This is a genomic window from Streptococcus pantholopis (assembly GCF_001642085.1).
GTDB classification, from domain to species: Bacteria; Bacillota; Bacilli; order Lactobacillales; family Streptococcaceae; genus Streptococcus; species Streptococcus pantholopis.
This window is the reverse complement of sequence record NZ_CP014699.1, coordinates 1,040,052-1,057,125: the sequence shown is the minus strand read 5'-3', so window position 1 is coordinate 1,057,125 and position 17,074 is coordinate 1,040,052. Positions and strand designations below refer to the sequence as shown.

The window sequence follows — 17,074 nt, the reverse complement described above, 5'->3', positions numbered from 1 at the left end:
GAAGATATCCCTAATATATTTTAAGTCTTCTGCTCTTTTGACGGGCTTTGTATCTTGTGTAATTGAACACGCCCTAAACGCTGCGGGAAAAAGATGTCCTGACTTAAAATCTGGCGATTCGTCAGTCAGTCCCCTATTTTCCTTTTGCGTTTTTCATGGGCTTTGTATCTTTATGGAGGAATTCTCGTATGATGAAATATGACTTGTTGGTTATTGGTTTTGGCAAAGCAGGCAAAACTTTGGCTGCTAAGATGAGCAGCCTTGGGAAGCGTGTTGCTCTTGTGGAAAAGGACAGCGAAATGTATGGCGGTACCTGTATCAATGTCGCTTGCATTCCGACAAAAACACTCATTCAGGCAGCTGAGAAAAATTTGAGTTTTACTCAGGCAATGCACTTAAAAGATACAGTGACAGCCCGTCTGCGTCATAAGAATGAACAAACCTTAACTGGGTCGGGGGTTGACTTGTATCATGCTGCAGCTCGTTTTGTATCTGATAAGGTTGTTGAGATAGCAGCTGGAAGTGATGTTGACCAGCTGACAGCTGAAACTATTGTTATTAACACCGGATCCGTTGCTAATGTTTTACCGATACCAGGTTTGACAGAAAGCCGCTATGTCTATGACAGCACGGGTATTCAGTCCTTATCCGAACAGCCGGAGAGCTTGGGAATCATTGGTGGGGGCAATATTGGCCTTGAATTTGCCAGTCTTTATGCCAGACTTGGCAGTCGAGTGACTGTTTTTGAATACTCCCCACAGCTGCTCAGCCGTTTTGACAGTGACATTGCAGATTTGGCAAAAACCTATCTTGAAGAAGACGGTATTCACTTTGAACTGTCAGCCGCTGTTGAGCTTGTCTCTAATAAAGGCCAGGGAGTAACGGTAACAGCAGCGGGAAAAGATTATCATTTTGATGCTCTTCTTTATGCAACTGGCCGAAAACCAGCAGTTGCTCATCTCGGTCTGGAAAATACTGCCATTCAACTAACCGATCGTGGAGCTGTACAAGTAGATGAATTCTGTGAAACTACGGTCAAGGGCATCTATGCTGTCGGCGATGTTAATGGCGGTTTGCAGTTTACCTATACTTCTTTAGATGATTTTAGAATAGTATTTGGGAAATTAACAGGAAACAGCAGCTACAGCCTTAAAGAACGCCGCAACGTTCCTACAAGCATGTTCATCAATCCGCCTTTATCACAAGTCGGACTGACAGAAAAAGAAGCACAGGCTGCTCATTTGTCTTATCAAATTAAAAAACTGCCTGTTGCCAGCATGCCGCGGGGGCATGTTAATAATGATTTACGCGGACTTTACAGCGTTTTAATTGATCCAAAGAGCAAAGAGATTCTAGGTGCAACACTGTTTGGTGCGGCCTCTCATGAAAATATTAACCTTATTAAAATGGCTATGGACAATAAGATTCCTTACACTTATATCAAAAATCAAGTCTTCACTCATCCTAGTATGGCAGAAAACTTAAATGATGTTTTTAATTTTTAAAAATGTCCTTGTTTAGAGCTTATTCTGACAGTGATTTTTTGGCTCTTTGTCAACTGTAGTGGGTGACTTATATTTAAGCACGAGAGAGAATCAGGTTGGTTCTCTCTTTTTGAATGTTCAAAGCGATGAGTATTTTGTTTTTAAAGTTCTTGAAATTCCTAAAACCAAAGGCATTTCGCTTAATGTCCTTGATAAGCTTATTGCTAGCCTCTAGTTTGGCATTGGAATAGGGAAGTTCAAGCGCGTTGATAATATAAGGTTTGTATTTCAAGAAGGTCTTGAAAACAGATCTGAAAGCAGGATTGACTCGCTTGATGTGCTCTTCAATGAGTCCAAAGAAGGCGTTCACTCTCCTTTCCTGAAAATGGAACAGCAAGAGCTGATAGAGGTCATAATCATAACGCAGCTCGTCAGAGAATGACAGGACTTTCTCCACAACTTCTCTGGGTGTCAGGGTTTGCCTAAAGGTAGGGGAGTAAAAGGCTTTGTCAGAGAGTTTTCGGCTGTCTTTCTGGAACAGTCTCCAGTGATTTTTGAGTGCACGGTAAGGCAAAGAGGCTTTGTCAAAAGTCTTCATACAGGCTATTCTAGAGGTCATCATAGCGCGTCCTAAGTTCTGGATAATATGAAATCGGTCAAGGACAATCTTGGCATTTTGGGAAAGCTGTTTGATGATAGGGATATAGCTGCCTGACAGGTCCACAGTCACCACTTTAACAGTTTCCCGCACTTTTCTTGGATACTTGTAAAAGTGGTTTTTGATGGTAGTTTGCCGGTTGTTTTCAAGAATGGCCATAATCTTTCTGGTTTGAAAGTCTTGTGCTATAAAGGCGAGTTTCCCCTTATTTCGAGAAAATTCATCCCAACTCAAGACCTCTGGGAGCCTTGAATAATCCTCCCTGAAGGTGAACTGTGTTAGCTTTCTTTGAACAGTAGAGACAGAGATGTGTAGGGTTTTTGCGATGTCTGTGTTGGATCTGTTTTGGGTTAAGAGCTGGGTCAGTTTATGCCAGACAGGCTGCGAGATTTGGTGATTCTTCTTAACCAGACTCGTTTGAGCGACCCTGACTTTACGGCAGGATTTGCATTGGAAGCGTCTCTTTTTGAGTTTGAGGAGGGATGGCATGCCTTGGATCTCTTGGATGTCTAGGAGTGGAATGGTTGATGGTTTTTGGAAATCATATTTGATCATGGCTTCGTTACAAAGAGGACATGGTTTTGGTGGATAATCCAGCTTAGCTTTAATGACAATATGCCTATCGTCTTTACCAGCACTCTCTATGATGATATTTGGGTCTTTCATTCCGATTAATTCTGTGGTATGCTTAAGATGTTCCATATGAGTCTTTCTAATGAGATGTTTGGTCGCTTTTCATTATAAGTCATATGGGACTTTTTTTGTATAGCAAAAAAAGCGCCATAATTTCCGCAGTGGAGTTACCCACTACAGATATTATAGAGCCGATTTTTTAGGGGCAGCGCCCCTTTTTCTTTTTAACTTAAAAATGATACAATAAAAGAAAGAGTTGTGAAAACAAAGAAAGGAAATGAAGAGAGCGGCAAATGGCCAAACAGTTTTTGAACTGTTTAGCTGTTTTTGTCATGCTGATCTGCTCTTTGATTATTTATAAGTTATGAATCCTTTGCTAAGTAAAATGAACGATAGACAAAAAGAGGCTGTTGAAACAACGGAAGGCCCTCTTTTAATTATGGCCGGAGCCGGATCTGGGAAGACCCGTGTTTTAACCCATCGTATCGCTTACTTGATTGATGAGAAATTTGTCAATCCTTGGAATATTCTGGCTATTACTTTTACCAACAAAGCGGCCCGGGAGATGAGAGAGCGGGCTATGCAGCTTAATCCTGCGACACAGGATACGTTAATTGCTACTTTTCACTCTATGTGTGTGCGCATTTTGCGACGTGAAGCTGATCGGATCGGTTATAACCGCAATTTTACCATTATTGATCCCGGTGAACAGCGCACACTGATGAAGAGGATTTTAAAAAACCTCAATCTTGACCCCAAAAAATGGAGTGAGCGGACTATTTTAGCCACTATATCCAATGCGAAAAATGAACTGCTGGATGAGGCTGCCTATGAAAGTGAAGCAGGCGACCTTTATACGCAGATTGTCGCTAAGTGTTATAAAGCTTATCAGGCTGAGCTGCGTCAAAGTGAAGCTATGGATTTTGATGATTTGATTATGCTGACTTTAAGGCTTTTTGAAAAGAACGCTGATGTTTTGGCTTATTATCAGAAGCGCTATCAGTATATTCATGTGGATGAATATCAGGATACCAACCATGCACAGTATCAGCTGGTTAAGCTTTTGGCCAGCCGCTTTCATAATATTTGTGTAGTAGGCGATGCAGATCAGTCTATTTATGGCTGGCGCGGGGCTGATATGCAGAATATTCTCGATTTTGAGAAAGATTATCCTGAAGCTAAGGTTGTCCTTTTAGAAGAAAATTACCGTTCAACGCAGACAATTTTACAGGCTGCTAATGATGTCATTCAAAATAACCGTCATAGACGGCCAAAAAATCTCTGGACTCAGAATCCTAAAGGGGATCAGCTTGTTTATTACCAAGCAGGTGATGAACGCGATGAAGCTGTTTTTGTTGCATCGGCTATTGATCAAATAGTTCGTGAAGACGGGAAAAATTTTAAAGATTTTACAGTCCTTTACAGAACCAATGCGCAATCACGGGCAATTGAAGAAGCTCTGCTCAAGTCAAATATCCCTTATACCATGATTGGGGGGACAAAATTTTACAGTCGCAAAGAGATCCGCGATGTCATTGCCTATCTGAATGTGATTGCCAATAGGGCTGATAATATCAGCTACGAACGCATTATCAATGAACCAAAACGCGGTATCGGCCCCGGTACATTGGAGAAGCTTCGTCTTTTTGCAGCCGGACAAAATTTAAGTTTGCTCGATGCCAGCGCTGAAATTATTCTTTCCGGTAATGTAAAAGGAAAAGCAGCACAGACTGTTAAGGCATTGGCGGATAGACTGCTGGATTTACAGCGGCAGCTTAATGATTTGACTTTGACAGAGCTGACAGAAAGCATTCTTGATAAAACAGGTTATTTAGAGGCTCTCCAACTGCAAAACACACTCGAGAGCCAAGCCCGCATCGAAAATATTGAAGAGTTTCTGACTGTTACTAAAAATTTTGATGAGGCCCAGGAAGATGTAGCAGAAGATGAATCTGGCCGTGAGAGACTCAGTCGTTTTCTGAATGATTTAGCTTTAATTGCTGACAGTGATGAAGCAGATAATAATACTGCAGAAGTGACCTTAATGACCCTGCATGCAGCTAAAGGCTTGGAGTTTCCGGTTGTCTTTCTTATCGGTATGGAAGAAGGGGTTTTCCCATTGGCGCGTGCTATGCAAGAGCAAGATGAGCTGGAAGAAGAACGCCGCTTGGCTTATGTCGGCATTACACGAGCTGAGGAAAAACTCTATCTGACAAATGCTTCTGTACGTACACTGTTTGGTAAAACAAACTATAATCCGCCCAGCCGTTTTTTGCGGGAAATATCGAGCGATTTAATCGATTATCGGGGGACAGCCCGTCCGGCCAACAGCGCTTTTGCGGTCACTTACAGTAATCAGCAGCAGGGAACTTCTAAAATATTTGGGCAGGGAATGAGTCTGCAGCAGGCTCTTCAAATTCGAAAAGCTCAGGCCCAGCCGCTCTCTGCTCAAACAGTTTCCGGTACAAAGACTGAAAAATCACAGGCAGACTGGCATATTGGTGACCGCCTTGAGCATAGAAAATGGGGGGAAGGTACAGTTCTTGAAGTTACGGGAAGCGGTCAAGGTCAAGAGCTAAAAGTCAATTTCCCTGATCTTGGGCTCAAAAAACTGCTGGCAAGCGTTGCACCTATTGAGAAGAAATAGATATAAGGACAGTTAAGAAAAATAGAGCCTGCAGAGATTTGTAGCAGGCAGAGCCGGACTTCCGTCATTTTACCTATGTTTTAAATTGAAGAAAAGACCGTTCTCAAGGCGGTGTTTTTCTTCAATTTTTTGTCTTTTTAGTGTTGTTGCTATAGTTTCTGGCTATAACCCCTTCTTTTTGATAAATATTAGGCAAAGATGGTAAAATGCGGTAAAATAAAGGAACATTTGGATAATTTATAAGATTGGAGTAATTTATGACAAGAGAACTTAGTTTTGAAACCTTACAGCTCCATGCCGGCCAAACTGTTGATTCGGCAACGAAATCTCGGGCGGTCCCAATTTATCAGACTACCTCTTATGTCTTTGACAGCGCGCAGGCAGCTGAAGATATTTTTGCCCTGCGCCAGCCAGATAATATCTATACACGGATTACCAATCCTACAACTGCAGTTTTTGAAGAAAGAATGACTGCTTTGGAAGGAGGTGTCGGTGCTCTGGCGACTGCTTCGGGTATGGCCGCTGTGACCTATACTGCTCTGGCCTTGGCTCATGCCGGAGATCATATTGTATCTGCTACAACCGTTTACGGCGGGACATTCAACTTACTAAAAGAAACCCTGCCGCGTTATGGGATTACGACAAGTTTTGTCGATGTAGCAGATTTTGAAGCTGTTGAGGGAGCCATTCAAGAAAATACTAAGTTCATCATCGCTGAAACTTTGGGAAATCCTCTGGGGAATGTAGCTGATTTAGAGAAATTAGCGGAAATCGCTCATAACCACCGAATCCCACTGGTGATTGACAATACATTTGCAACGCCTTATTTAATTAATGTTTTTTCTTATGGTGTTGATATTTCAATCCATTCTGCTACTAAATTCATCGGTGGTCATGGGACATCAATCGGCGGTGTTATCGTTGATTCAGGCCAGTTTGACTGGGAAAAATCCGGTAAGTTTCCGCAGTTTGTTGAGCCAGATTCGTCTTACCATGATATCAGCTATACACGGGATATTGGTGCAGCGGCTTTTATCACTGCAGTACGAACCCAATTGCTTCGTGATACCGGGGCTTGTCTGTCTCCTTTTAATGCTTTTCTTTTAACGCAAGGGCTTGAGACCCTTTCCCTTCGTGTCGAGCGCCATGTGGAAAACGCCAAACAAATCGCTGACTATCTTGAAAAACATCCCAAGGTTACCAAGGTTAACTATGCCAGTCTTCCGTCCAGCCCCTATTATGACTTAGCGCAGAAGTATCTGCCAAAAGGAGCGAGTTCCATCTTTACCTTCAATGTCGCAGGAGGGGCGGAAGCTGCTCGCAAAGTTATTGACAGTCTGGATATTTTCTCAAACCTTGCTAATGTTGCTGATGCCAAGTCTTTGGTTGTTCATCCTGCAACAACCACACACGGTCAGATGTCTGAGGAAGACTTGCTGGCCTGCGGTATTGAGCCGGAGCAAATCCGTTTGTCAATCGGCTTAGAAAATGTGAACGACCTCATTGAAGACCTGCGTCTGGCGCTTGAAAAAATTTAAAGCCAAAAATGTTGGAAATAGAAAGAACTGAACACGCCCTAAACGCTGCGGGAAAAAGAAATGCTTAAGTTTAGAATTGATTTCAAGTTAGCTAGCCGTAGCCGTCTGAAGGCTTTGTCGCCTTAACAGTCGATCGCACCCTTCTAGTCGTTCTGGCAGGGGTGCGTCTGCGAAATCAGAGATTTCGGACTTACCGCCATTTTTGCTTTGCTCTTTAAACGGGCTTTGTATCTTGATGAACTGAACACGCCCTAAACGCTGCGGGAAAAAGAAATGCTTAAGTTTAGAATTGATTTCAAGTTAGCTAGCCGTAGACGTCTGAAGGCTTTGTCGCCTTAGCAGTCGACCGCACCTTTCTAGTCGTTCTGGCAGGGGTGCGTCTGCGAAATCAGAGATTTCGGACTTACCGCCAGCCGTAAACGACTGAAAGCTTTGTCGCCTTAACAGTCGACCGCACCTTTCTAGTCGTTCTGGCAGGGGTGCGTCTGCGAAATCAGAGATTTCGGACTTACCGCCATTTTTGCTTTGCTCTTTAAACGGGCTTGGTATCTTGCTGAACTGAACTCGGCCTAAAATCCTAGTGAAAAAGATGTCTGTCATCGTGATGCCAGCATCACTTGCCATCCCCTATTTTCATACGGATTTTTAAACGGCCTTTGTATCTTGGTAAAGGAGTACAGGACATGATAAATTTGCAAGAAGCACTTAAAGTATTTAAGACTGCAAGACTGGTGGATCTGACCCATCAAATCGATGAGGACAGTCCGCATTTTCCGCCGCTGCCGGCGCTGGCAAAGAAGGATATTTTTACACTGAAAGATGGTTTTCATGTTCAGCAATTTTCTGTTGTTGGTCAGTACGGAACACATATTGATGCGCCGATTCATTTTGTTGAAGGCGGCAAGTGGCTGGAGCAAATTCCTTTGGAAGATTTTTTACTGCCCTTGTATGTTATTGATAAATCAGCTGCTGTTGAAAAAAATCCCAACTATGAGCTGACCAAGCAAGATGTGCTTGATTTTGAAGCAGAATACGGGCGAATTGCAGAGGGAAGTTTTGTGGCTTTTCGCAGTGACTGGTCGAAACGCTGGCCATCTCAGGAATTGATGACAAATCTTGACGATAATGGTGCCCAGCAGTCTCCGGGCTGGTCGCGCGAGGCTATAGATTTTTTGATTCATGAACGCCATATTAAAGCGTTAGGCCATGAGACTCTTGATACAGACAGCGGCAAAGCTGCTGCAGAAGCTGGCGGTGTTTTGCGCCAAGAGTATTATTTATTAGAGCAAGGTATTTTTCAGCTGGAGGTACTGGCCCATCTCGATCAAGTGCCAGCAACAGGTAGTGTCATCTTTATTGCCTTTCCGCACTGGAAAGAGGCAACTGGATCACCTGTTCGTGCTCTGGCCTATGTTCCTGATTCAAGTCGAAAATAAGCTGTATTTTGGAAAGGTAATATATGAAGTTTGTATTTGACTTAGATGGTACCTTGTGTTTTGACCGCAGGGCAATTACTTCAGACTTACCGCCAGCAGCAGATGTCTGAAAGGCGATTTTAAAAAAGGCCTTAATGTTTGTTATAGTCTTATGTGTAAGACGCTAGTCGTCTAGTGGCACTTTATTCGCTTTTTCAAAGCTTTAAATAGCCTACTAGGCTTTGCGGGGTGGGACAAGGAACTTTGTGGTCTGGGATTCTGTCACACTCCCTAGTCGTTCTGGCAGGGGTGCGTCTGCGAAATCATAGATTTCGGACTTACCGCCAGCCGTAAACGCCTGAAGGCTTTGTCGCCTTAATAATCGACCGCACCCTTCTAGTCGTTCTGGCAGGGGTGCGTCTGCGAAATCATAGATTTCGGACTTACCGCCATTTTCCTTTTGCGTTTTTAACGGACTTTGTATCTTATTGAACTGAACACGCCCTAAGAGCTGTGCAAAAAAGACAGCCCTCCCTTGAGTCTTTAGCGACTCATCGGTCAGGCTCCTATTTTTGCTTTGCTCTTTAAAAGGGCTTTGTATCTTATTGAACTGAACACGCCCTAAGAGCTGTGCAAAAAAGACAGCCCTCCCTTGAGTCTTTAGTGACTCATCGGTCAGGCTCCTATTTTTGCTTTGCTCTTTAAAAGGGCTTTGTATCTTGGTGAAAGGGGTTGTTATGGAGGAGCATGATCATCATTTTGATTTTCGTAATCAGTCCAGCAGCCGGATTTTTATAGCTTTTTTAGCAAATTTTTGCTTTGCTCTTATTGAAATGGTTTTTGGCAGGCTTTTTAATTCCAGCGCTATTTTGGCTGATGCTGTTCATGACTTTGGTGATGCTTTGGCTATCGGGACTTCCTATTATTTTGAACGGCTATCTAAGCGCAGGAGCGATTACAAATACACATTGGGATATTTGCGTTTCAGCCTTCTGGGGGCCTTAATGACAGCTGTTATTTTGATTTTGGGTTCTGTATTCGTTCTTGTGGAGAATGTTCCCAAGCTTTTTAATCCAGAACCTGTCAATTACCGCGGCATGTTCATTCTTGGTCTAATAGCGATTGTTGTAAATGTTATCGCCAGCCGTGTGCTAAACAGCGATGCTTCTGAACATGAATCAGTTTTAAGCCTGCACTTTTTGGAAGATATTTTAGGCTGGCTTGCTGTTATTATTGTTTCCCTTGTTTTGCACTTTACGGACTGGTACTTCCTCGATCCTCTCTTGTCCATTATCATTTCAGGCTATATTTTAAGTCAGGCCCTGCCGAAATTTATTAAAAATTTGTCTGTTTTTTTGGAACGTTCTCCGGCAAATTTTGATATTAGGCAAATTGAAAAAGACATTCTTAAATTAGACTCAGTAAGGGCCATTAATCAGCTCAATGTTTGGTCGCTGGATGGGCGCAGAAACATTGCTATGGTTCACTTATTAGTGACTTCAGACTGCAATGAGCAACTGATTAAAGATCAAGTGCATCACATTTTTCACGCTTACAATATCATAGAATCAGCTGTTGAGTGTGATCATTCTACTTTTCAGCATCTGCATCACAGCCCATATGACCGAAGGAGCTTTTAAGCTGCTGAGCGGGGGGGAAAATAATAATATGGATTGCCTACTATCTCTTTTAGTATTATAATACTAAAAGAAAGGAGCACGAGCTTGGAAATTCTTGAAGCATACAGACAAAAAACAATCAGTAAAATCACTTTAAAAGAAGCAGCAGAGTGCTTCAAAGGCAAGGCAGTTTCAGCATCTGAAAATGATGGAAATATAGCTGTGATTAATCTGCGCGATTTAAATGAAGAGGACCTGGACTATCACAATTTAAAAACAATTAAGGCAGAGCCGCACTTACTTTCCCGTTACTTACTGAAAGAGGGCGATGTTTTGGTTGCTACTAAGGGAACTGTAAAAAAGACCGCAGTTTTTACTGACCAGAACAGGCCGGTCATTGCGACTGCTAATATTACTGTACTGCGTCCTAAAGATAACATTTTGGGCTTGTATATTAAAATCTTTTTGGATTCGGCTGTCGGGCAGGCTCTGCTTGACGAAGCTGATACTGGCAAGCAAGTCATGAATATCAGCCGCGAAAAACTGCTTAGTATTGAAATACCTCGTATACCTTTGATTAAACAATTGTATTTAACCCGACGCTATGAAGAAGGTCTGCAGGCTTATCAGCGAAAATTGGCCCGAGCAGTTCAGGAATGGCGCTATCTAAAAAGCGATCTCGAAAAAAATCTATTTTAATATGAATCCATTTGAAAGAACTATAAAGACTGTTTTAGCGGCAATCTTTGCCATATGGCTGGCTGATAGTCTGAGACTTCCTAATGCGTCTTCTGCCGGCATTATTGCTATATTAAGTGTTTTAGAAACTAGGAAATCAACGCTGACGATAGCTTTTCAGCGGCTGCAGTCTGTTTTGCTGGCTTTTCTTTTGGCTGTCTGTGCTTATCTTCTTTTAGGTTTTCATCTCTATGCCTTGGCAGTCTATCTCTTCATTTATGTTTTTGTCGCTTACCGGCTTGGGCTTGAGGCCGGTATCGCTCCCAGCACCGTTTTGGTTATGCATTTGTTAGCTGAGAAGAGTTTAGAACCTGACTTGATTTTTAAAGAATTATCTTTATTTGTCATTGGAGCAGGTCTAGCCATGCTGCTCAATGTCTATATGCCGACTAAGGAGAAGGAAATTCAGGACTTTTACCATCGTGTTGAAGCACAGATGAAGGATGTCCTTTACCGTTTTGAAGAGCTTTTACTAAAAGGCAGCTGGGAAAATAAAGCGGAGCACCTTAACGAGCTGGATGAAACACTGGAGCAAGCTTTGCGTCTTGTTTATCTAGAACACCATAATCAGCTTTTTCAGCAGACAAACTACCATGTCCACTATTTTGAAATGCGCCGACAGCAGACTAAACTCTTAAGACAAATGGCAGATCACATCAGCCACTGTCACTTAAAAGGTCGGGAAAGCCAGCAGCTGGCTCAGCTTTTTCAGGAAACAGCTCTCCAGTTGAGCGAGGACAATACAGGGCTTGGCCTCATAGAAGAAATTGAAAAGCTTCTGCTTATTTTTCGACAGGCCGAACTGCCGCAGACACGTCAGGAGTTTGAAAGGCGGGCGACACTTTTTCAGCTTCTGCAGGACATGGAGCGCTTTATCCAAATCAAGGTTGATTTCTATCGGGAAATATCTTAAACTGATGCAGAGTCTTTGCCTGAGACTGTTTATATGAATAATGAAAAAGGGGTTAAAATGATTAACTTAACTAAAGAAGACGGGAAAATTGTAATGATACACGCGCTGCTCTATTTTTTATGTGTCGGTGCGGGGACTGCAATCAGTATTTTGCTCTTTCGCAGTCCCAATATGTTCTATGCTCCGGCTATGACTGCTTTGCTGGCCGGCTGGGTTTACTTTCACCTGCTTGAACAGCTGCCTAAATTTGGTCCGATTACCTTGATAGGATTTTTTATTTCACTTTTCTTCCTCTTATCCAGACATTATATTTTGGCTGCTTTTCCCAATCTTCTGTTTGCTTTTTTGGCGGACCTTCTTGCTCGCTCGAAAATGTATCAGTCACAGCCCCTCAATCTGCTGTCATATCTGATCTTTTCTTTGGGAAATACTGCGCCCTTACTGGCAATGTGGGTATCTAGACAGGGATATATTGCCTATCTTTTAAATAAAGGGAAGGACATGGCCTATGTTAACCGGGTGATGTTGGATTTCACTATCAGTAACGGCGCGGCCCTTTTAGGCAGTGTCATTATTGCAGGGTTAGCCGGAGGTTTGATTGGCAGTTGGTTTTTAAAACACCGTAAAAAGTAAAAACAGTTTTTATGGGTCATATTCAGATTTAGCTTCAGTTTAGTCAGACAATGCAATTGGAAAGAACACAATGGAAATTACAATTCAGAGAGATGGATTAACCTTATTTGGTCTACTTGAAGGGACCGATAGAATCGAAAATAAAGAAATTGCTGTTTTAATGCATGGTTTTAAAGGCGATTTAGGCTACCGCAAAGGGGCCCTGCTTGATGAACTTGTTCAGGCGCTGAATGCTGCCGGTATAGCAACCATTCGTTTTGATTTTAACGGTTGCGGCAAGAGCGGGGGACGGTTTCGGGATATGACTGTTTTAAGTGAGATTTTAGATGGCCTGAAGATTATTGACTATGTCCGTCATGTTATAAAAGCACAAAAAATTTATTTAATCGGCCATTCCCAAGGCGGCGTAGTAGCCAGTATGCTGGCCGGCTATTTGCCAGATGTTATTGATAAGCTGATTTTACTGGCACCGGCTGCGACTCTGAAAGATGATGCCCTTAAGGGTGAATGTCAGGGAGTCGTTTATGATCCCAATCATATTCCAGACACTGTTGTAATTGATGGTTTTACGGTTGGCGGTGACTATTTCAGAACAGCTCAGACACTGCCGATTTACGAGGTGGCTGAAAATTATTGGGGGCCTGTTCTGCTCATACATGGAGCTCTAGACAAGGTAGTTCCTCCCCTTGCCTCAGAGCGCTACAATGCTGTCTACAAAAACAAACGTTACTATTTGCTTGAAGGAGCAGGTCACAATTTATCCGGTGAAAATAATCAGCGCCGGACAGTAAAAGAACTGATTGACTCTTTTTTAAGAGAATCAAAATAAAGGAGCTCGGCAAAGAGAAGAGTTTTTTGGCTGCAGGTATACCGATATTCAAATGCTGGCTTGTTTTTCAATACTTATGAGAAACAGGCTTTTTTAGTTTGTTTAATCAGTAACATTAACTATTTCAATCAGACTTTTTTTAGAGTGAAAAACTTAGGTCATCTCTTGCTATTAATCCAACAGCGGCATTAGACAGACTTCCTTTTCTTAGGTTATAATAAGGAATAGAAACGAGGTGATATGATGCACAACACAATAGATTTAAGAAAACCTGTCGCAGAAACGATTAGGGAACATCCGGAAGTTAAGGAGATTTTGATTGATTTGGGTTTTAAACCCTTGGGCAATCCTCTGATGCTCAAAACATTAGGTCAGGCTACCAGCCTTAAAAACGGCTCCAAGATGACTAAGATTCCTTTAGAAACGATTAAAAGGACCTTATCCTTTCATGGTTATGATGTAATAGGAGATGACTGATGGCTGCTGAACGTATTGAAATTTTAAAAGATATTCTTTTGGATTTGCATCACGGGGCCAGTCCGGAATCAGTTCAGGAACAGTTTAATCAGCATTTTTCCGGTGTATCGGCTTTGGAAATCTCTCTGATGGAACATGAATTGATGTCATCTGATACAGGAATTACGTTTGAAGATGTTATGAGCCTTTGCAATGTCCATGCCAACCTTTTTAAAGGGGCAATTTCCGGTGTGGAGGTCCCGGACAGTGATCAGGAAGGCCATCCGGTCAAAGTATTTAAGGATGAAAATCTGGCTTTGCGTGCGGCTCTGCTGCGCATCCGCCGTATTATAAGCAACTACACTGATCCTGAAAATAAAAGTTATCAGACAGAAATTATCAAAGGCCTCCGGCACCAGTTCCAGCTTTTGGGTCAGTTTGAAAATCATTATGACCGTAAGGAAAAGCTGTTTTTCCCGATTATGGAAAGCTACGGCCACGATGCTCCGCCCAAAGTCATGTGGGGTGTTGATGACGAGATTCGGGAGCTCTTTGCTGCCGCCTCTGACCTTGTTCAGAAGCTTCCGCAGGCAGACATAGCTGAGCTGTCAGAAAAATTTGAGGCCTTTGCCAAAGAATTTGAAGAAATGATTTTTAAGGAAGAATCTATTCTTTTGATGATTCTCTTAGAAATTTTCACTCAGGACGACTGGCTGGCTGTTGCAAGAGAAAGCGATGCCTACGGCTATGCTATTGTTAAACCGTCTGAGAAATGGCAGCCTAAGCGCCAGTCTTTTTCAGACAAAAATCAAAGTGAAATGACCAGTCAGCTGCAGACAGAATTAGGATCTGACAATACTCAGGTCATTGAAACACCAGCTGGGCAGATTACAGTCAGTTTTACACCAAAAGAAGAAGAGGCAGCAGCTGACCGGACGAAGCCCCAGCCTTTCGGCAACGGCTATCTGTCTCTGGAGCAGGCTGATCTCTTGCTCAACCATCTTCCTTTTGAAATAACTTTTGTCAATAAAGAGGATATTTTTCAGTATTACAATGACAGTGTGCCGGCTGAGGACATGATTTTTAAACGCACACCAAGTCAGATCGGCCGCCATGTTGAACTGTGCCATCCGCCAAAAGTGTTAGACAAGGTAAAGCAGATTTTCAAGCTGCTGAGGAGCGGTCAGCGGGATAAAGTTGAGATGTGGTTCAAATCAGAACGCCTGGACAAATTTGTCTATGTGACTTACGCTGCTGTCCGCGACAAAAACGGTGAGTTTCAAGGGGTACTTGAATACGTTCAGGATATCCAGCCCTTCTTTGAACTGGACAGCGACTATAACCGTGATCTTTAATTAGTCTAAAAATTGAATTAGACAATTACACTGCGATTAAAATTTTAATCAAAGAATTGCTGCATTCTACTATTATTTTTTATTTCTTTTATATGATTTTTGCTTTTTAACATAAAATATATCTCCCCTTATTCTTTAAGTGTAAGTCCTACTACAGACTTACACTTTTTATTTGTGGCGGGAATTCACTTTTAACCGGCACTTGTTTATGCTATACTATAAAGTAATTAAGATTAATTGCTTTATACTGTGGCATAAAGGAGGTGGCGATGAAGGGTAAAAAGAAATACTTACTGTTGTTGGGAATCATCGTTTGTATAGGAGGGATTATAGGAGGATACCGTATGTTAACAAAGGAAACGCTGACGAAGAGGCAGCAGGATAATGTGGTTAAAAGGATAGCTAAAAGTTATGATATCGAGTCTATTGAATTCTTAAATTTTAGACAAGATCCAATGACAGGAACTTACCATCTAAAATTTAAAATTAATGGAGATGATAAATTACAAACCGGTTTATCTGTCTCAAAATTAAGTCGATTTGATAATTCAACAGATAATATAGGATTAGATCCAGTAGAAACTTTTGCAGAATTAAAGAAATCATCAATTGATAATAACGTAAATATTGATAGTATTTATATCAAATATCTAGGAGAATAGTTATGATTACAGAAGAACAAACCAGATGGTTGGTAGATAAAGTGTATTGGGTTGAAGAAGCTAGAGATGATGTTGACTACCATCCTAAAGAAGACAAAACATATTTCTTTAGCCGAGACAAAGAAGAGCTCGGTCAATTCAAAGTCCTCAAAGTCAAAGATGACACTGACAACGGCATGCAAGCTATGGCGGTAGCGCCGATAGTAGACGGAGAGCCGGATACCCCCCAGATTGTCATTGCTTATGCTGGAACACTTCTAATAAGAGTGATTCACTTTTAACCGGTGCTTGTTTGTGTTATACTATAAGGTAATTAGGATTAATTGGTTTATACTGTAACATAAAGGAGGTGGCGATGAAGAGTAAAAGAAAGTATTTTGTTTGTTTAGGAATAGCAGCTGTTTGTGTGATAGGAGGCCTTATATTGTTTAACTCATTAAAGAGTAAAGAAGAAAAGTATAGAGCTGAGCAGGATAGAGTAGCAAAGTATCTTGTTGAACACTATGAATTGGCTGATGGCCATTCCATTGAAAAGATAGAATTTATTGAATTTCAAAAAAATAATATGACTGGATCTTGGCGTACTACGGCTATAATTAATAATAGATATAAGATTTCATTTAAAGAGGATAAGATAGGAGAAGAAATTAGAACTTCCAATTACTCTCCTAATGAATTTAAACTACAGGGAAATACAGGTGGTAATAAGTATTTGTCTGATATTAAGGTGATTTACTATGATAAGGAGTTTATATGGTAACTGAAAAAAATTACAAAGAAATTGCAGATGATGTATATGATGTCGATTCTGAAAGGGTAGATGCCCCTATCAAGAAAGGTGACTTAGTTGCGGGTAAACAATATCAAGTCATCACTGACCCTGTTGACAATTTTGACAACGGTATGCAAGCTATGGCGGTAGCTCCGATAGTAGATGGAGAGCCGGATACCTCCCAGATTGTCATTGCCTATGCTGGGCTCCATTTCAATAGGAAAAATTCACTTTTAAACAGCACTTGTTTATGCTATACTATAAGGTAATTAGGATTAATCTTTATACTGTAACATAAAGGAGGTGGCGATGAAGGGTAAAAAGAAATACTTACTGTTGTTGGGAATCATCGTTTGTATAGGAGGGATTATAGGAGGATACCGTATGTTAACAAAGGAAACGTTGACGAAGAGGCAGCAGGATAATGTAGTGAGATGGATAGCTAGAAGTTATTATCCAATTAATAAGGTTGAATTTACAAAATTTAGTCAGGATAAGAAGACAGGCACTTACTTACTATCTATAAAATTAAATAATAATAATAATTTAGTAACTACAATAGCAATTAATGATTTAAAGGATTTCGATGAAGAATACGGAACATTAGGACTAAGTCCTGTTAGCCGATTTGAATTTATGAAAAGAGAAGACAGACTCGAAGATTATCAGCAAATAGATATTAGTAATATAAAAAAGGATTATTTAGGAGGTAAGTAATAAAT

Annotated in this window: 17 protein-coding genes; 16 read left to right on the top strand and 1 reads right to left on the bottom strand. The window is 41.4% G+C overall.

The features are described from left to right. Positions 1 to 188: 188 nt before the first annotated feature. Complete coding sequence (locus A0O21_RS04925) at positions 189 to 1,505, top strand: FAD-containing oxidoreductase (protein ID WP_067062176.1); 1,317 nt, start codon at positions 189 to 191, stop codon at positions 1,503 to 1,505. 73 nt (positions 1,506 to 1,578) lie between these two features. Here A0O21_RS04925 and A0O21_RS04920 read toward each other — a convergent pair whose 3' ends face one another. Continuing rightward, complete coding sequence (locus tag A0O21_RS04920; protein WP_067062174.1) at positions 1,579 to 2,844, bottom strand: ISL3 family transposase; 1,266 nt, start codon at positions 2,842 to 2,844, stop codon at positions 1,579 to 1,581. A 295-nt stretch (positions 2,845 to 3,139) separates the two neighbouring features. Here A0O21_RS04920 and pcrA point away from each other — a divergent pair, with 295 nt between their 5' ends. The 15 genes from pcrA (at position 3,140) to A0O21_RS04840 (ending at position 17,069) form a co-directional block, all read left to right on the top strand. Further along, on the top strand, positions 3,140 to 5,422 hold the full coding sequence (gene pcrA, locus A0O21_RS04915; protein ID WP_067062171.1) for a DNA helicase PcrA: 2,283 nt from the start codon (positions 3,140 to 3,142) through the stop codon (positions 5,420 to 5,422). Between the two features lie 257 nt (positions 5,423 to 5,679). Then, a complete protein-coding gene (locus tag A0O21_RS04910) occupies positions 5,680 to 6,960 on the top strand; it encodes an O-acetylhomoserine aminocarboxypropyltransferase/cysteine synthase family protein (protein WP_067062168.1) in 1,281 nt (426 codons plus the stop codon). 683 nt (positions 6,961 to 7,643) lie between these two features. Further along, entirely contained in the window at positions 7,644 to 8,396 is a 753-nt protein-coding gene (locus A0O21_RS04900; RefSeq protein WP_067062162.1) for a cyclase family protein, read from the top strand. A gap of 716 nt (positions 8,397 to 9,112) precedes the next feature. Further along, entirely contained in the window at positions 9,113 to 10,015 is a 903-nt protein-coding gene (locus tag A0O21_RS04895) for a cation diffusion facilitator family transporter (RefSeq protein ID WP_067062160.1), read from the top strand. Between the two features lie 84 nt (positions 10,016 to 10,099). Next, positions 10,100 to 10,693: a restriction endonuclease subunit S gene (locus tag A0O21_RS04890; protein WP_067062157.1), complete on the top strand. Its 594-nt coding sequence runs from the start codon at positions 10,100 to 10,102 to the stop codon at positions 10,691 to 10,693. A gap of 1 nt (position 10,694) precedes the next feature. Beyond that, on the top strand, positions 10,695 to 11,645 hold the full coding sequence (locus tag A0O21_RS04885; RefSeq protein ID WP_067062154.1) for an aromatic acid exporter family protein: 951 nt from the start codon (positions 10,695 to 10,697) through the stop codon (positions 11,643 to 11,645). A 33-nt stretch (positions 11,646 to 11,678) separates the two neighbouring features. Further along, the gene (locus A0O21_RS04880) at positions 11,679 to 12,278 is read left to right on the top strand and encodes an MptD family putative ECF transporter S component (protein WP_227806890.1); all 600 of its coding nucleotides are present in this window, start codon (positions 11,679 to 11,681) and stop codon (positions 12,276 to 12,278) included. A 70-nt stretch (positions 12,279 to 12,348) separates the two neighbouring features. After that, entirely contained in the window at positions 12,349 to 13,107 is a 759-nt protein-coding gene (locus A0O21_RS04875; protein WP_067062149.1) for an alpha/beta hydrolase, read from the top strand. Between the two features lie 243 nt (positions 13,108 to 13,350). Continuing rightward, complete coding sequence (locus A0O21_RS04870) at positions 13,351 to 13,584, top strand: DUF1858 domain-containing protein (protein ID WP_067065145.1); 234 nt, start codon at positions 13,351 to 13,353, stop codon at positions 13,582 to 13,584. After that, on the top strand, positions 13,584 to 14,918 hold the full coding sequence (locus A0O21_RS04865; RefSeq protein WP_067062146.1) for a DUF438 domain-containing protein: 1,335 nt from the start codon (positions 13,584 to 13,586) through the stop codon (positions 14,916 to 14,918). The genes A0O21_RS04870 and A0O21_RS04865 overlap by 1 nt, the downstream gene beginning before the upstream one ends. Before the next feature lie 269 nt (positions 14,919 to 15,187). Next, positions 15,188 to 15,580, top strand: a complete 393-nt coding sequence (locus A0O21_RS04860) for a hypothetical protein (RefSeq protein ID WP_227806889.1) — start codon at positions 15,188 to 15,190, stop codon at positions 15,578 to 15,580. Positions 15,581 to 15,582: 2 nt separating this feature from the next. Next, positions 15,583 to 15,861 (top strand): hypothetical protein, encoded by a 279-nt coding sequence (locus A0O21_RS04855; protein ID WP_067062143.1) that lies wholly within the window; start codon positions 15,583 to 15,585, stop codon positions 15,859 to 15,861. Positions 15,862 to 15,935: 74 nt separating this feature from the next. After that, on the top strand, positions 15,936 to 16,340 hold the full coding sequence (locus tag A0O21_RS04850; RefSeq protein ID WP_067062141.1) for a hypothetical protein: 405 nt from the start codon (positions 15,936 to 15,938) through the stop codon (positions 16,338 to 16,340). Continuing rightward, positions 16,334 to 16,621, top strand: a complete 288-nt coding sequence (locus tag A0O21_RS04845; RefSeq protein ID WP_067062138.1) for a hypothetical protein — start codon at positions 16,334 to 16,336, stop codon at positions 16,619 to 16,621. The genes A0O21_RS04850 and A0O21_RS04845 overlap by 7 nt, the downstream gene beginning before the upstream one ends. Before the next feature lie 40 nt (positions 16,622 to 16,661). Beyond that, a complete protein-coding gene (locus tag A0O21_RS04840) occupies positions 16,662 to 17,069 on the top strand; it encodes a hypothetical protein (protein ID WP_067062135.1) in 408 nt (135 codons plus the stop codon). Positions 17,070 to 17,074: the final 5 nt, after the last annotated feature.

What these genes read in the sequence shown, in the direction of transcription:
- A0O21_RS04855 (WP_067062143.1), top strand. Translation starts at nt 15,583, where the DNA reads ATGATTACAGAAGAACAAACCAGATGGTTGGTAGATAAAGTGTATTGG.
- A0O21_RS04845 (WP_067062138.1), top strand. Translation starts at nt 16,334, where the DNA reads ATGGTAACTGAAAAAAATTACAAAGAAATTGCAGATGATGTATATGAT.
- A0O21_RS04870 (WP_067065145.1), top strand. Translation starts at nt 13,351, where the DNA reads ATGCACAACACAATAGATTTAAGAAAACCTGTCGCAGAAACGATTAGG.
- A0O21_RS04880 (WP_227806890.1), top strand. Translation starts at nt 11,679, where the DNA reads ATGAATAATGAAAAAGGGGTTAAAATGATTAACTTAACTAAAGAAGAC.
- A0O21_RS04900 (WP_067062162.1), top strand. Translation starts at nt 7,644, where the DNA reads ATGATAAATTTGCAAGAAGCACTTAAAGTATTTAAGACTGCAAGACTG.
- A0O21_RS04850 (WP_067062141.1), top strand. Translation starts at nt 15,936, where the DNA reads ATGAAGAGTAAAAGAAAGTATTTTGTTTGTTTAGGAATAGCAGCTGTT.
- A0O21_RS04860 (WP_227806889.1), top strand. Translation starts at nt 15,188, where the DNA reads ATGAAGGGTAAAAAGAAATACTTACTGTTGTTGGGAATCATCGTTTGT.
- A0O21_RS04910 (WP_067062168.1), top strand. Translation starts at nt 5,680, where the DNA reads ATGACAAGAGAACTTAGTTTTGAAACCTTACAGCTCCATGCCGGCCAA.
- A0O21_RS04895 (WP_067062160.1), top strand. Translation starts at nt 9,113, where the DNA reads ATGGAGGAGCATGATCATCATTTTGATTTTCGTAATCAGTCCAGCAGC.
- A0O21_RS04865 (WP_067062146.1), top strand. Translation starts at nt 13,584, where the DNA reads ATGGCTGCTGAACGTATTGAAATTTTAAAAGATATTCTTTTGGATTTG.
- A0O21_RS04840 (WP_067062135.1), top strand. Translation starts at nt 16,662, where the DNA reads ATGAAGGGTAAAAAGAAATACTTACTGTTGTTGGGAATCATCGTTTGT.
- A0O21_RS04885 (WP_067062154.1), top strand. Translation starts at nt 10,695, where the DNA reads ATGAATCCATTTGAAAGAACTATAAAGACTGTTTTAGCGGCAATCTTT.
- pcrA (WP_067062171.1), top strand. Translation starts at nt 3,140, where the DNA reads ATGAATCCTTTGCTAAGTAAAATGAACGATAGACAAAAAGAGGCTGTT.
- A0O21_RS04875 (WP_067062149.1), top strand. Translation starts at nt 12,349, where the DNA reads ATGGAAATTACAATTCAGAGAGATGGATTAACCTTATTTGGTCTACTT.
- A0O21_RS04920 (WP_067062174.1), bottom strand. Translation starts at nt 2,844, where the DNA reads ATGGAACATCTTAAGCATACCACAGAATTAATCGGAATGAAAGACCCA.
- A0O21_RS04925 (WP_067062176.1), top strand. Translation starts at nt 189, where the DNA reads ATGATGAAATATGACTTGTTGGTTATTGGTTTTGGCAAAGCAGGCAAA.